Below are 13900 nucleotides of genomic sequence, written 5' to 3'. Positions count from 1 at the left end.
TTGCTCCTTGATGCAAAAACGGACGTTTTTGTGTGTCAGATGGTGGGGGCGGGCAGGCAGAGCGCGGCGGGGGTCGCCTTGAACGAGGTGTCGCGCTGGATGAGCTGGGGTGCCCCCGGCTGGCGTCGGCCGCGTCCGTCGGCGGGCCGGACGAATGCCTCGAGCTCGCCAAGGATGAAGTCGCCCCATTCCCCGTACGGCCCGCCCGCCCGGAGCCAGCCGAAGGCCTGGCCGGTCCCGGGGTCGAGCTCCGCCACGTACCAGTCGAACTGCTCCGTCGGAATGGAGTAGTGGATGTGCAGGGTCCTGGCGGGCGGCGGAACGTTTGCGGTGCTGCCCAGCGCCGGGATGCCGGCCAGGTCGGGGAACGGTGGGTAGAAGTCGTGGCCGCGGATGTCACGGTGGACGTCGGGGAGGACTTCCCACGCGCCGGTGGGGAGAAGGACGCGTCCTTCGACGATGCGGACGATGGGGTTCATAGGGGACAGTACTTTCTCCTGGTGGATGAGTGTTTCGGCTGATCAGGTGCCCTCCTGCTGCGATGCGGATGAACGGTCCCCGTGGCCGGGGCAGCTGAGGTCGTCCCGAATCGGTTGCGCTCAGCTCGGGCCCGGGAAGAAGACGCGCTCGGCGCACCAGATTCGACGACCGTCCGGGGTCCGGTGATGCACTTCGAGGCGCAGCCGGATCCCGCTGGAGCCCTCAGCGTTGGCAGCGAGCTGCCGCGCGAGGCTCTCGCATGCGTCGTCCAGGGCGGGGATGACGTCGTCGATCCTGTCGCAGGTCGCGATGAGTCGGCCGGTGGCTGCGTCGGTGATCTCGAAGTCCTGCATGGGCTTTCTGGGTGATCTCGAAGGCGCGGCCTGCCGCGCGGGCCGCAGGCCGATCCGGTCCGGCGGCCGGCAGCGACTCGCTGCCGGCCCCGGCCGGAGGCGCCGGTTTCAAGTTCGGCCCGCGATCGGGGCGATCGGTCAGGCTGCCGGTGCGAGCGCGAGGCGGTCGCGGAGGGTCGCGACGCACCTGTCTCCCCGTGCGATGTCGTCGATGGTCTGTTCCAGCTGGGGCAGTTCACTCCAGATCGAGGAGCCGAGCTGGTACGCGCGGGTCCACAGGGCCAGCTGGTCCTGGAAGGAGGCGAGGTCGCCCGTGGTGATGGCCAGGGGGCCGGCCTGGACGCGGACTTCACCGGCGCCGCTCAGGCTGACGGCGGCGGCGCGGGCGTCGACCTGGGGGCCGGGGACCGGGCCGCTGAAGCTGATGTGGGCGGCGGCTTCGGAGTCGGTGCGCGGCGGCGCGCTGTGAGGGACAACGGTCGCACTGAACGTCTTGCGGGCCAGCCGCTCGGCCTCGTACCAACCGGTGACCGCCGCGTAGAGGGCCTGCGGGTGCTTGATGCGAATCCTGGCCGAAGGCATGGTGATCAGCAGGGACTGGGCCATCTGAACGGCCTGCGTGGTGTGACGGCCGACCAGGTACACGGCGAAGTTCGCCCGGTGGCCAGACGTGCGGGAAGCGGTGATGTGAGCCATGACGGCGTCTCCTCGTCCGGGGGTTTGCGGCGGTCGAGCCGGGGCTTGCCCTCCCCTGATCGACATTTACTAATCTACCTTAAGCCAGGCGCGGCGGCAAGGCCGGGGCGGAGGTGCCGCGCTCCGCCCCGGCCTTGGTGGTCACGCTGCCAGGGAGAGGCTGGGCTCGGCTTCGTGGTCCGAGGGGCCGCTCTCCAGCGGGAAGTCCTCGTCCTGACCGGCGCCGTCCTGGTCGCCTTCGGCCTCCTCGGCAGTGATGCCGTCGTGCTCGGCGTCGGGGGCCGGCTGGGTGTCGGAATCGGCCGGGTGAGCCTGCTCCGGCTCGTCCTCCTGGGGATCGGCCTCGATCTCGTCCTCTTCCTCGTCGTCGTACTCGTCGTACTCGTCCTCCGCTGCCGGGGCAGGGTTGTCCCGCTCCTCTCGGCGCTGGCGCAGTTCCGCGATCAGCTCCTCCTCCGGGTCGGTCAGCGTGTAGCCGTAGCGAGTGAGCAGTTCCAGCCACTCGATGGCGAAGTCGAGGTCGAGCCCCCAGCGCCCGTACTCGACCCTGCGCATGTTCGCCTCGGCGTAGACGGCGAGCTGGGCGAACAGCACGAGGGGGAGCTTGTGCTCGGGGGTCCGCTCGACGCGGCGGCGCATGGCCTCCTCCAGGGTCACGTCCTTCGCGGGGCTGGCCCCCAGCAGGGTGAACACATCGTGGAGGCGGGCGGTCTCGACGCTGCTGGTCAGGCCGTGGCCGAAGAGGTGTGTGACGACCGCCTTGTAGAGGCCCTTCGGGGCCTTGTTGGCTCGCGCCATCTCCGTGACGTGCTCGCGGCGCACCTGGGCGGCGGCGGCGAGGGCTTCCTTCCGCTCGGCCTCCTTGGCTTCGGCGGCTTCCTTCTCCGCGCGCTCCTCGTCGCTGAGGTGCTTGTAGTAGCCGAGGATCTGGTGGCCGTACTTCTTCGGCTCCCGGCAGACGTAGGTGATGTAGCCGGTCTCATCGAGGTAGGCGGCGTGGCCGGGGCACTTCGCGTGGGTCTCTTCCGTGTAGGTGTCGCCCGCCTCGTCTCGCATGTCGCGAAGGTTGAGCGGCACCGAGCCCCAGCTCGGCTTGGGAATCACGGTGACTCCGGCGAGCAGCAGCTCGGCCTTCGCCTTGGCCTTGGCCTCGCGGTTCTTCTTCCTGCGACGCTCGGTCTCCAGGGCGTACTTGAGGTGGCCGCCGTCCTTGATGACCTTGAGGAGCCGGTTGTACACCTTTGGCTCGTTCTCGAACTCCGCGATCTGCATGGACTGCTCCAAGTCGAGCTGTCCCGCGTCCGCCGCGTCCCGGGCCTCCTTCGGCATCTGGTGGAGCCGGAGAGAGGCGGCGACCTTCTGCTTGTCCTGGGAGACCTGGCGTGCGATCTCCTCCACATCCAGCCCTTCGAGGGCGAGCTGGTCGTACGCGGCGGCGATGTCACTGGGCCGCATCTCCGTACGGTGGATGTTCTCGGTGAGCTGGTCGATGATCTTGGCGGCGGTGGTGCTGATGTCGTTACGCACGATGGCGGGGATGAGCGCGCGCTCCGCCTCGATCGCGGCGGCGTGCCGGTGGAATCCGAAGACGAGGGAGTAGCCGGAGAACTCGTCGCCGACCACGGTGACGGGCTCCAGGACGCCACGCTCACGGATCGAACCGACGAAGTCGGGGTCCAGATCCACGGGCCGGATGTTGCGCCCGGCCTGAATGGCCTTGGGATCGAGCCAGATCAGCTCCATGTTCGCGCTGTGCGAGGTGGACTCGGCTGCTTCGGTGGTGGCGATCTCAACAACGGTGGCGGTCATGGCCGTCTCCCTGGAATCGTAGGTCTGTGGCGTCCGGCCCGGGGTTTGCCCTCCCCGTTCCGACATGTACTAATTTACTAGAACTGGCTATCAGGGTCAACCCGTCCCGGCCTTCATTGAGAGCCGCCGTTGAAGATGAGAGCGTGAACCCCGACGTGAGAGTGGACTCGACAGTGCGCAGGCCGGCGGGGCGAGCGCCCAGTGAATCTGCCCGGCTTTGAGGCTGTAGGTCCGCTATTCACTCTCAAGACCGTTGACCCGGAGTCCTGCTCGTTCGACGGGCGTCGAAGTGACAGCGCCCAGGTCAGAGGGCCTGTCAACTCTCATCTCCAGTGGCGGCTCTCATTCATTTCCGAGTGTGCCGGGTCCTCTGCGAGGTGGATCCCACGTGGGTCCGTGCTACGCGCGGAGGGTGTGCGAGCGCCACTTGCTCGGGTTGGTCGGGTGCGGCGGGTGGTGTGGACGGCCTGGGGCCGCGGACCCTTTTTCCCCCGCCCTCCCTGCGCTGTGAGATGTCGGGGGCCGGGCGGCGGAGTGCAGGGGAGGAAGGGAGTACCGCAGCCGGTAGAGCGACGAAGGAGCGGGCCGGCGAGGACACGGACCGGACGACCTTGCGCGCAGCCGCCCGGCCCCCAGAATCGAAAAGCAGGGAGGGCGGGGGAAACCCCGTACGGACCGCAGCGCAGCGCAGGACCGTACGGGACAACCAGCCCCGGCAACGCCGGGACGACTGAGTTTGTCCGAAAGCGGTTCGCCCGATACCCCACGAGCCCGAGAATCGAGGCATGGGTGATCTGGTGGTGCATGAGACGGCGAGTTGCTACGCCTTCGCGCGGCACGGTCGGCAGTGGCGGCTGTGCGTGATCGAGCACCCGCGCCTCGGGGGTGAACTCGTGCCCGGCGGGCACGCCGAGGCTGGTGAGGATCCGCTTGCGACCGCGGTACGGGAGATGTCGGAGGAGACGGGACATCGCGTGCGCCTGCTGCCGCCGCCGCTTCCCGAGGGGTATCCGCACCCGGCGACCGCGTCGGTGTGGCATGTGGTGTCGATGCCGGCCGCCGCGGACAGCCGGTGCGATCGGCGCCACGAGCACCGGGACCACATTGCCGTCGGCGTCGTCGACCGGCCGTTCGCCGTGCACGGAACGCCCGAACACACGGTCCACTGGGTGGAACGCAGCGCGCTCGACCGGCTCAACCTCCCCGAAGACACCCGAGTGCTGGCCGGCGAGCTGTTCGAGATGATCGACCGAGTTGCACCCATGCGGCCCCGGCCGGCGATCGACGAGGCCCTGGCCGCGGAGCTGCTGCGGCGCCAGGAGGAAGACCAAGCCGTACGGCTGGTCCCGGCGGCCAAGCGGACGCCGGAGCTGATGGAACGGTGGCGGGCCATCGACGAGGAGAACACCGCCTGGCTGCGGGAGCTGATCACCGCGCGCGGCTGGCCGGGCGAGGCCCTGGTCGGCCGGCAGGCCGCCGGAGCCGCCTGGCTAATCGCGCAGCATGCCGACCGGCAGCCCGAGTTCCAGCAGGAGTGCCTGGAGCTACTCTCGGCGGCCGTGACCGCCGGCGACGCCGACCCGCAGCACGGCGCCCTGCTGGAGGACCGGGTACGGATCGCCCAGGGGCAGGAGCAGGTCTTCGGCACCCAGCTGACGCAGGGCGCCGACGGCACACTCGTCCCGTACCCCGTTGCGAACCCGGACGAGGTCGAGGCGTTGCGGGCGGCGTGGGGGTTCGAGCCGCTGGAGAGCTACATCGAGCAGGTCGCGGCCAGCGTCGGGTAAGGCGAATCAACATGTCCGGCCCCACGTCAACGGAACTCCTCGGCCTCGCCGAACGCAGCGGCGTTCTCGCCTGAGGAGGGAGCACTGACCGGCTGGCCAGGCTGACCGACGGCCGGAGCGGTATGCGTGGTTCGGGCCGGCGCTCATACCTCCTTGGCTGGACTGATCGGTGATTTCTGCCGAAGTAGCTCGGGGCGATGGCGCTCGCCCGTAGCGTGAGGCGACATGACTGTGCTGATCATCGGCGGCAACGGCTTCCTGGGTGCCGAGCTGGTATGCCAAGCGGTGTCCGCGGGCCTGCACCCGGCCGCCACCTTCCACTCCCGACCCGGCAGCGGCGATGGGGCGACCTGGCATCACCTCGAACTTCGCGAACCCGCCTGCCTGGAGGAGGTCCTCGACACGGTGGCTCCGGCCGTGGTGATCAACGCGACGAGCGGCGGAGCGGACTGGGCAGTCACCGCCGAAGGCGGGATCCGCCTCGCCCAAGCTGCGGCCCGCCGCGGCATCCGCCTGGTGCACGTCTCCAGCGACGCCGTCTTCTCCGGCATGGCGGGCCGCGACGGCTACGACGAGTCCTGCCTTCCGGACCCCCTCACCCCCTACGGGGCCGCGAAGGCAGCCGCCGAGACCGCCGTTCGCCTCCTATGCCCCAACACGGCGGCCGTCGCCCGTACGTCCCTCATCATCGGCAACGGCCGGTCCGAGCACGAGCGGCTGGTGCACGCGCTGGCCGACGGCACCCGGCAGGGCGCCTTGTTCACCGACGACATCCGTTGCCCCGTCCACGTGACAGACCTGGCTGCCGCTCTGTGGGAGATCACCTGGTCCGACGCCGCCGGCATGTTCCACCTCGCCGGGCCGGACGCCCTCAGCCGCTACGAGCTGGGCGAGCTCATTGCCCGCCGCGACGGGCTCAACCCCGCCCGGCTGCCCACCGCACGCCGCTTCGATACAGGACTGCCCGGCGGGCTCGACGTACGACTCGACAGCCGCACCACCCAGCAGAAGCTGCGCACCCGGCTCCGCGGCGCCCGCGAGTTCCTGAGCGGGAACAGCCCGAAGCTGACCTGACAGTCACCCACCAACCGTCGTCTTCGCCACCACCTCCGGATCCACCCCGTGATCCACCGACGCGACGTCAGTGACTTCACCACCCAGGCCGAACACGACCTCCTCGCCGCCCACCAGCTCAACTCCGCCGACCTCATCGCAAGGTGTACGCGAGGTCAACCCGTCCCGGCCCAGACCAGATTTCCTCGTGCGGCAGGTTCTCTGCGAGGTGGCTCCTTCAACGCTGGGACTACGCTGCCGCGGAGGGTTGGCACCAGCACCACTCGTTCACGTTGGTCGGGTGCGGCGGGTGGTGTGGACGGCCTGGGGCCGGGCACACAAGTTTGTCTAAGCGGTTCGGCCGACCTCCTTGGAAGGTCACCAGCCCAGGGGCTCGCGGTCGTAGAACAGGCCGCCGGTGGGGCCGTCGTCGGGGAGGGTGGCGAGCCAGACGGGTGTGTCGGCGGCGTCTTCGGGGGTGCGGTCGGTTTCGCCGTAGGCCATGCGGGTCGCCATGCGTCCGGGGGAGGCGGCGTTGACGAGGATGCCGGTGCCTTCGAGTTCGGCGGCGAGGATCTGGGTGAGGGCGTTGAGGCCGGCCTTGGAGACGCGGTAGCTCACGTTGCCGGTGCCCATATTGTTCTGTGAGCCGAGGTGGCTAGTGATGTTGACTATGCGGCCGTACCCGTTCTTCCTCATCTCCTGGGCCGCTGCTGCGGCGAGCCGCCAGGCGCCGAGGAGGTTGGTGTCCAGGGTGGCCCGGACGCGCTCGAAGTCCGGTGCGGTGGCCGCCTGGCCGCGGTCGATGGCGACGGCGGCGTTGTTGATCAGTACGTCCAGGCGTCCGAGCGGGGCGGCGACGTCGGCGATGCATCGAGCGACGCTGGCCGGGTCGGTGACGTCCAGCTCGTGGGAGTGGACGAACAACTTCTTACGGCCGAGTGCTTCCTCCGCCTCGCGGCCGGCGAGGCGGTCGCGCACGCCGAGGACGACCTGCATGCCCTGCTCGGCGAGGCGGGTGGCGATGGCGAGGCCGAGGCCACGGTTTGCGCCGGAGACGAGAGCGACGCGCGGGGTGGGCTGTGTGGTCATGCGGCCAGTGTGGCGAGCAACTGGTCGAGGCGCTGGACTTTCGGGTCCTTGGCGGGGAGCGGGAGTTCGGCACGGGCGGCTGCGGCGCGGGCCGCGTTCCGCTGGGACGGGGCTGCGGTGATCATCGGGATGGCCGTTTCCAGGAGATGGACGGCGTGGTCGGCATCGCCGAGGGCAGTGTGGGTGCGGGCGTTCTGGATGGTGTAGGTGGCCAGGTCGCGGTGCTTGGCGGCCGGCATCAGGGCCAGGGCGGTGGCGTAGTGACTCTGGGCGAGCCGCGGACGGCGCAGGTCGGCGTGGCAGGTTGCGGTCTGGGCGTGGAACTCCGCCGCGTCGAAGTAGCCGGTCCAGGCGGGATCGTCATCGCCGGCCTCGGCGCGGACCATCTGCGTCTCGGCGGCGGACAGCAGGCGGTCGCACTCGGCGTGGTCGCCGCAGGCCGCTGCCGCACGGGCCTGCCGTAGCAGCAGCATGGCCAGGGTCCGCGGGGTGACCTTGCCCGCGCCGTCGACAGCGGCTGCAGCGAGCGCGCGGGAGTCGGCGAAGAGGCCGTGGTCGTAGCACTGGAGGCTCAGTGACTTGAGGATGTTGGCGCCCAGTGCGCGGTCGCCGGCGGTGTGGGCGGCGCGCAGGCCGCTGGCCCAGTACCGCTGTGCCGCGGCGTGGAGTCCGGCGTCGAAGGAGGACCACCCGGCCAGGCGGGCGAGCTCGGCGGCGAGGCGGTGCAGCCTCTGGCCGACCTCGTTGGTGTAGGACGCCTCTTTGAGGATGCCGGTGACCGTGTCGAGTTCGGCGTCCAAGAGGTGGCGGGCGCATGGTCCGCCGAGGCGGGCCTCCAGGCGTCGGAGCCGGGGCAGGCCGTCCTCCAGGTCCGCGACGAACTCCTTGTCGATCCGGCCTCCGGCGAGCGCCGCGGCCACCGGCTCGGGGGCTCGCGTGAGCCACTGGCCGGCCAGCGCAGTCAGGGCCTCGCCGCCCAGCTTCATGAATCCGCGTCGGTCGAGCATGGCGTGCTCCAGGGTGTCGTCCAACGCTTGGAGCGTCCCCGCCCGGGTCCAGGGGAAACCGGTGTGGACCGGGCCGCCGTCCGGCAGCCATCCGGGCCAGCCGAGCCGGTGCACCTCGCCCATCGGAACGCCGAGTTCGGCGGCAAGGGCGGCTTGGCTCTCGGCGTCCGGCTCGACGCCCCAGTGCTCCCACTTCCACGCCTTGCGTCGGTCGGCCGAGCGGCGGGTCGGCTTGGCGACGATGTCGACAACGTCCTGGTAGGTCCAGCCCCGTTCGTCCCGCACCACGCTCAGCGGGTGAACGAGCCGTACCGGTGCGCGTAAGCCGGTCGATCGGCCCATCCCCAACCCCCGATGTGTTCACCGGACTGTAGCCGGCCCACCACTGCGCGCTGATGCTACATCCGTGGCGCCTGAGGCCAGAAGACGACAGGAAGACGACAAACCTGGTCTGTTCAGACCGAGTCGAGCGGGGGTTAGCTGGTGCTTCCCCAAAGGGCGACCGGCTGGCGCATGTGCGGCCGGACGTCGCGGGGGAGGCCGGGGACCACCTCAGAGACCTGACGCTGACCTGGCCGTGCAGCGAGAAGACGTCCACGACGGACGGACCACTCGCACCGATCACTGGGGCGCAACAGGCCTGCCGCGCCCGCATCTGTTCACCGTGCACGCTGCTCCAGCCCCGCCGTGCCCACGTGCCGCCGGGCAGGTCGAGCGTGCCTGAGCTTGGAGGAGCCCCATGCGCCGAGGGACCGCTGTCGTGACCGGCGGAGCCGGATTCATCGGCTCCCACCTGTGTGACGCACTGATCCGCGACCGCTTCGCCGTGGTCTGCGTGGACAATTTCCTGACCGGCAGCCGCGACAACATCGCGCACCTGCTTGGCACCGAGCACTTCGAGCTGGTCGAGCAGGACGTCAACGACAAGCTTGCCGTCGCGGGCGAGGTGGACGTGGTGTTCCACCTCGCGTCGCCGGCCTCCCCGGCGGACTACCTGCGCCACCCCATCCCGACGCTGTCGGTCGGCTCCATCGGCACGCTGAACGCGCTGGAGCTCGCCAAGGTGCGCGGGGCCCGGTTTGTCCTGGCCTCGACCTCGGAGGTGTATGGCGACCCGCACCAGCACCCGCAGACCGAGGCGTACTGGGGCAACGTCAACCCGATCGGTCCGCGCAGCGTCTACGACGAGGCCAAGCGCTTCGCGGAGGCCGCCACCGCCGCGTACCGCCGCGAGTTCGGCACCAACACCGCGATCGTGCGGATCTTCAACACCTTCGGCCCGCGGATGCGCACCGACGACGGCCGCGCGGTGCCGGCATTCGTCACCCGGGCGCTGGCCGGGCAGCCGCTGCGGGTCACTGGGGACGGCCACCAGAGCCGCTCGCTGTGCTACGTGGACGACACCGTGGCCGGGCTGCTCGCCGTCGCCGCGAGCGACCACCCGGGCCCGGTCAACCTGGGAACCGAGGACGAGCGCACGGTGCTGGCCCTCGCCCACCTGGTCCTCGACCTCACCGGCTCCGCCGCGGCGGTCGAGTTCACCGCCCTGCCTGAGGACGATCCGGTCCGCCGCAAGCCCGACACCACCGTGGCCCGGGAGGTGTTCGGGTGGGCGCCGCGGACGGCGATCGAGGACGGCCTGGCCGCCACCGTCGCCTGGTTCACCGAGCAGTTCACCGCCGGGGCCACCCGGTGACCGCGCCGACCGCCGACGCCCTCGGCCAGCTCTGGGCGGACGGATACACGCTCGTCCCGGCCGTGGTCACCGATCCGCTGCTGGAGCGGCTGCGTGCCGAGGCCGATGCCCTGGTGGCCGCGTTCGAGAGCGGCCACCGCAGCGAGGACTTCTGGCACTTCACCCGCGAGGGCGAGAGCACGCCGGTGCTCTACCGCATCCACAACCTTGAGCAGCAGCCCGGTGCCCCGCTCGCGGCCGGGCTGTTCGCCACCGGCCCGCTGCACCACCTCGCCGCGACCCTCCTCGGCGGCCCGGCGCGTGCCCGGGTCATCGCCATGATCGTCAAGATGCCGCACGTGGCCGCCGCTGTCCCCTGGCACCGCGACCGCACCGACGCCGAGCCCGGCCGCGCGATCAACCTCAGCTTGTTCCTGGACGGCTCCGACGCCTCCAACGGCTGTCTGGAGTTCGTACCCGGCAGCCACCTGCTGGCCGATGACGCCGACGTAGACCAGGTTCGCGACGCCGGGCCTGTCCTGCCGGTCGGCGCACGGGCCGGCGACGTGGCCGTGCACGACGTCCGGGCCGTGCACGCCTCGCGCCCCAACTCCACCGAGCGGCCCCGCCGCAGCCTCGTCATCGAATTCGTCCCCGCCAACACGGAGGTACCGTGACCAGCACCGCACCCGCCCGCCGCCCGAAGGTCGCCACCATCACGGTCGGCACCAACGAGGCCCGCTGGCTGCCCGCCTGCCTCTCCACCCTCCTCGCCAGCCACACCCCCGACCTCGACCTCACCGTCTGGTACGTCGACAACGCCTCCACCGACGGCAGCACCGCGATGGTCCGCGACGACTTCCCCGCCGTGCGGATCATCGAAAACGACGCCAACCTGGGCTTCGCCCGCGCCAACAACGTCGGCATGCGCGCCGCCCTGACCGCCGGCGCCGACTACGTGTTCCTCGTCAACCCCGACACCCGCACCCCGGCCGACCTCATCCAGCAGCTGACCGCCTTCATGGAGAAGTGGCCGACGTACGGCATCTGCGGCCCCATGCAGTACACCTACACCGACGCCGACGGCGGGGCCGTCTCCCTGGACGAGCACAACGACTGGTCGCGGCTCGCGCTGAAACTGGGCGAGGCCGACGGCTTCGTGGGCGACCGCCCCAACCGGCCCTCCCCGGCCGGCCCCGCGCACGGCCGAGCCCCCGCCACCCTGGAGCACGCCTACGTCCAGGGCGCGGCCCTCTTCGTCCGCGCCGAGGTCCTGTGCACCCTCGGCCTGTTCGACCGGGTCTTCCACACCTACTACGAGGAGACCGACCTGTGCCGCCGGGTCCGCTGGGCGGGCTGGCGGGTCGCCCTCAACCTGGACCTGGGCATCCAGCACTACGGCGGTGGCGGAACCGGCGCGAGCACCTACCGGCGGGTGCAGATGCGCCGCAACCGCTACTACTTCCTGCTCACGGACATCACGTGGAGGTGGCCCGCGATCCTCTCCCTGGCCGGGCGGTGGCTGCGCCAGGACCTGGCCGGCCGCTCGGTCGGAGGGAACACGACCGTGGTCCGCGGGTGGGCGGAGACGGCCACTGCCGCGTGGTGGCTGCTGCGGCTCGCCCCGACCATCGCGCGTCGCCGCCGTGCCCACCGCCGCCTGCGCGCTGCCGGGGGCGCGCGGTGAGGCTGCTGTTCGCCGGTGACTTCCATTGGCAGGCCGGATCGGCGCATATGGTCGGCGAATACGTGCGCGCCGCCCCCGCGCTGGACTGCGAAGTCGCCCTCGCCGGTCCGCTGTGCCGCCTGGACGACCAGGTCCCCGGTCTGCTGCCGGTCGTCGACGATCTCGGCTGGGGCACCCACCTGGTCCTGGTCTTCGAAGGCCGCCAGTTCCTGGACGAGCGGCGGCGGGAGCTGTGCGAGCGCTTCCCGCGGGAGCGCCGGATCGTTCTGGACCCGGACGCCCACTGGGGCGAGCACACCGTTCTCGGAGCCGACGAGTCCGCCGGAGCCTACGGCCACCAGCAGTGGCAGAAGCTGTACCGGCAGCTGAGTGACCTCATCCTCCAGCCGCGCCTCGGCAAGCTCCCGGACGGCGTGCAGTTCTTCCCGTACTTCGGGATGCCCAAGCCGGTGCACCGCCCGGAGCGGGCACCGGCCGCGACCTACGACCTCCAGTACGTCGGCGCGAACTGGTGGCGCTGGGACGCGCTCGCCCAGTTCATCGAGGCCGCCCGTTCGGCGCGCCCGCCGCTGGTGCGGCTGCGGGTGGCCGGCCGCTGGTGGGACGGCGACCCCCATCCCGACCACCTCGCCGCCACCGCCAACCGGCCCGGCTGGCTGGCCGAGCGCGGCGTCAAGGTCACCGGCCCTGTCCCGTTCGGTCAGGTCCTCGCGCAGATGGCGAAGGCCGATATCACCCCGGTCCTGGCCCGGCCCCTGCTCGCCCACCAGCGCTTGCTCACCCCGCGCATGTTCGAGACCGTCGCGGCCGGCACCATGCCCGCCCTGCCGCCCGAACTCGCCTACACCACCGGCCTCTACGGCGAGGAGATCACCCCGTTCATCCTCGGTGGCGACCCGGCCGAGGACCTCGCCCGGCTCCTGCGCGACGGTCCCGCCAACCGCCAGCGCCTGGGCCGCATCCAGGAGGAACTGCGCCGGGGCTTCAACTACCGGCGCGTCCTCGGCCAGCTCCTCGCCTTCACCCACTAGTCCGGGAGGCTCCCGTGCCCAACATCCTGATCACCGGCATCACCAGCTGCGAGAGCCGAGGAGTCGAGGCGCTCGCCCGGTCCCTGGCCACCGCGCTGACCGCCACGCCGGACATCACGGTCACCGTCCTCACCCAGACCCCGGACCTCGATGCCGAAGCGCTCGCCGGGAGCGGCGCCGACTGCACCGCGGACCCGTTCGTCGTCTCCCGGTCCTGGGCCACCCTGCGGCCGGTCGAAACCGAGCCGCACCGCCGCGAACGCGCCGCCCGCCTCCTCAAGCACGCGGACCTGGTCCTGGCCACTGGGGGAGACCTGCACACCTCCGACTACGGCGTCTCCACCCCCTACCTCGCGGTGCTCGACCGGGCCCAGAAGCTCGGCGTCCCCACCGCGATGGTCGGCCAGTCCGTGGGCCCGTTTACCGACCCCGCCGAACAGGCCGCGTTCACCACCACCGCCGGCCGGCTCGACCTGCTGACCGTTCGTGAGACCACCACCCTGGCCTATCTCACCGGGCGCCTGGCTTTGCCCGAAGAGGCGGTGGTGCTCTCCGCCGACCCCGCGTTCCTCCTCGAACCGTCCGGCCCCGACCGCGCCGTGCAGCTGCTCGCCGCCGCCGGCCTGGACGCCGGGCAGGAGTACGTGTGCCTGGCGCCGAGCCGGGGCGTGACCCGCTACAGCCCGATCAGCGACGCCCAGCATCTGGCCGCGCTCACCCGTCTTGCCGACATGCTGTGGCGCGTTCGCTGCCGGCCGCTGGTCTTCGTCCCGCACTGCCACGATTCCCGCGAGCACAACGACGACCGCCTCCTTGCGCGGCAGATCGCGGCCCGCCTCCCCGGTGTGCCGGTGCACGTCCTGGACGCCGATGGCACTGGGGCTGGCGACTACAAGGCCGTCCTCGGCGGCGCGGAGCTGGTCATCTCCGAACGCCTGCACGCCTCGATCGCCGCTCTGTCCAGCGGCACCCCGGCCGTCGCCCTCGGCCACTCCCCGAAGTTCCACGGTGTCCTCGCCGACACCTACGGCCCCTCCGTCCCAGTCAGCGACATCCACAGCGACATCGCCGCGTTCACCGCAGACCCGGCCGCAGCCGAGCACCTCGCCCGTCTCGACTCCGACAAGCTCCGCGACCACCTCGCCACCCGAGTTCCCGCCCAGGTCGCGCTCGCCACGGCGGACATCGCCCGGGTGCGCGCCCTCCTCACCAACTCCTGACCCGCCCACC

13 protein-coding genes are annotated in these 13900 nt (G+C 71.0%); 7 read left to right on the top strand and 6 right to left on the bottom strand.

The genetic code is table 11. The features are described 5' to 3' along the window. Positions 1 to 35: 35 nt before the first annotated feature. The 4 genes from AB0E14_RS05185 to AB0E14_RS05170 all read right to left on the bottom strand — a co-directional run bounded on the left by AB0E14_RS05185 (position 36) and on the right by AB0E14_RS05170 (position 3338). Complete coding sequence (locus AB0E14_RS05185; protein WP_362412211.1) at positions 36 to 479, bottom strand: hypothetical protein; 444 nt, start codon at positions 477 to 479, stop codon at positions 36 to 38. A 120-nt stretch (positions 480 to 599) separates the two neighbouring features. Beyond that, complete coding sequence (locus tag AB0E14_RS05180) at positions 600 to 833, bottom strand: hypothetical protein (RefSeq protein ID WP_362412208.1); 234 nt, start codon at positions 831 to 833, stop codon at positions 600 to 602. A gap of 138 nt (positions 834 to 971) precedes the next feature. Then, the gene (locus AB0E14_RS05175) at positions 972 to 1529 is read right to left on the bottom strand and encodes a hypothetical protein (RefSeq protein ID WP_362412206.1); all 558 of its coding nucleotides are present in this window, start codon (positions 1527 to 1529) and stop codon (positions 972 to 974) included. Between the two features lie 141 nt (positions 1530 to 1670). After that, positions 1671 to 3338 (bottom strand): ParB/RepB/Spo0J family partition protein, encoded by a 1668-nt coding sequence (locus AB0E14_RS05170; RefSeq protein ID WP_362412204.1) that lies wholly within the window; start codon positions 3336 to 3338, stop codon positions 1671 to 1673. A gap of 785 nt (positions 3339 to 4123) precedes the next feature. On the opposite strand from AB0E14_RS05170, the gene AB0E14_RS05165 reads away from it, so the two are divergent. Both AB0E14_RS05165 and AB0E14_RS05160 read left to right on the top strand, forming a co-directional pair. Then, complete coding sequence (locus tag AB0E14_RS05165) at positions 4124 to 5125, top strand: DUF6624 domain-containing protein (protein WP_362412202.1); 1002 nt, start codon at positions 4124 to 4126, stop codon at positions 5123 to 5125. A 225-nt stretch (positions 5126 to 5350) separates the two neighbouring features. Next, a complete protein-coding gene (locus tag AB0E14_RS05160; RefSeq protein ID WP_362412199.1) occupies positions 5351 to 6199 on the top strand; it encodes a sugar nucleotide-binding protein in 849 nt (282 codons plus the stop codon). A 357-nt stretch (positions 6200 to 6556) separates the two neighbouring features. Here the strand turns inward: AB0E14_RS05160 and AB0E14_RS05155 are convergent, their stop codons facing one another. After that, entirely contained in the window at positions 6557 to 7270 is a 714-nt protein-coding gene (locus AB0E14_RS05155; RefSeq protein WP_362412196.1) for an SDR family NAD(P)-dependent oxidoreductase, read from the bottom strand. Beyond that, complete coding sequence (locus AB0E14_RS05150; protein ID WP_362412193.1) at positions 7267 to 8565, bottom strand: hypothetical protein; 1299 nt, start codon at positions 8563 to 8565, stop codon at positions 7267 to 7269. Before AB0E14_RS05150 ends, AB0E14_RS05155 begins: the two co-directional genes overlap by 4 nt. A 451-nt stretch (positions 8566 to 9016) precedes the next feature. Here AB0E14_RS05150 and AB0E14_RS05145 point away from each other — a divergent pair, with 451 nt between their 5' ends. From AB0E14_RS05145 to AB0E14_RS05125, 5 genes are read left to right on the top strand one after another with little or no spacing between them, the layout of a single operon-like run. Then, complete coding sequence (locus AB0E14_RS05145) at positions 9017 to 9973, top strand: NAD-dependent epimerase/dehydratase family protein (RefSeq protein WP_362412190.1); 957 nt, start codon at positions 9017 to 9019, stop codon at positions 9971 to 9973. Further along, positions 9970 to 10629 (top strand): phytanoyl-CoA dioxygenase family protein, encoded by a 660-nt coding sequence (locus AB0E14_RS05140; RefSeq protein ID WP_362412186.1) that lies wholly within the window; start codon positions 9970 to 9972, stop codon positions 10627 to 10629. Before AB0E14_RS05145 ends, AB0E14_RS05140 begins: the two co-directional genes overlap by 4 nt. Next, positions 10626 to 11639 (top strand): glycosyltransferase family 2 protein, encoded by a 1014-nt coding sequence (locus AB0E14_RS05135; RefSeq protein WP_362412183.1) that lies wholly within the window; start codon positions 10626 to 10628, stop codon positions 11637 to 11639. The genes AB0E14_RS05140 and AB0E14_RS05135 overlap by 4 nt, the downstream gene beginning before the upstream one ends. Further along, on the top strand, positions 11636 to 12670 hold the full coding sequence (locus AB0E14_RS05130; protein ID WP_362412180.1) for a hypothetical protein: 1035 nt from the start codon (positions 11636 to 11638) through the stop codon (positions 12668 to 12670). The genes AB0E14_RS05135 and AB0E14_RS05130 overlap by 4 nt, the downstream gene beginning before the upstream one ends. Positions 12671 to 12684: 14 nt before the next feature. Next, positions 12685 to 13890 carry a polysaccharide pyruvyl transferase family protein gene (locus AB0E14_RS05125; protein WP_362412177.1) on the top strand — a complete coding sequence of 402 codons (1206 nt, stop codon included), beginning with the start codon at positions 12685 to 12687 and terminating at the stop codon, positions 13888 to 13890. Positions 13891 to 13900 lie beyond the last annotated feature (10 nt).

Origin of the sequence: Streptomyces sp. NPDC047981 (genome assembly GCF_040653315.1) — a bacterium.
In the GTDB taxonomy this organism is placed as follows: Bacteria; Actinomycetota; Actinomycetes; order Streptomycetales; family Streptomycetaceae; genus Streptomyces.
The sequence above is the reverse complement of the archived record's forward strand: the minus strand, read 5'-3'. Positions and strand labels throughout refer to the sequence as shown.

Coding starts and splice junctions, on each gene's coding strand:
- AB0E14_RS05185 (WP_362412211.1), bottom strand. CDS start 479: ATGAACCCCATCGTCCGCATCGTCGAAGGACGCGTCCTTCTCCCCACC.
- AB0E14_RS05180 (WP_362412208.1), bottom strand. CDS start 833: ATGCAGGACTTCGAGATCACCGACGCAGCCACCGGCCGACTCATCGCG.
- AB0E14_RS05175 (WP_362412206.1), bottom strand. CDS start 1,529: ATGGCTCACATCACCGCTTCCCGCACGTCTGGCCACCGGGCGAACTTC.
- AB0E14_RS05170 (WP_362412204.1), bottom strand. CDS start 3,338: ATGACCGCCACCGTTGTTGAGATCGCCACCACCGAAGCAGCCGAGTCC.
- AB0E14_RS05165 (WP_362412202.1), top strand. CDS start 4,124: ATGGGTGATCTGGTGGTGCATGAGACGGCGAGTTGCTACGCCTTCGCG.
- AB0E14_RS05160 (WP_362412199.1), top strand. CDS start 5,351: ATGACTGTGCTGATCATCGGCGGCAACGGCTTCCTGGGTGCCGAGCTG.
- AB0E14_RS05155 (WP_362412196.1), bottom strand. CDS start 7,270: ATGACCACACAGCCCACCCCGCGCGTCGCTCTCGTCTCCGGCGCAAAC.
- AB0E14_RS05145 (WP_362412190.1), top strand. CDS start 9,017: ATGCGCCGAGGGACCGCTGTCGTGACCGGCGGAGCCGGATTCATCGGC.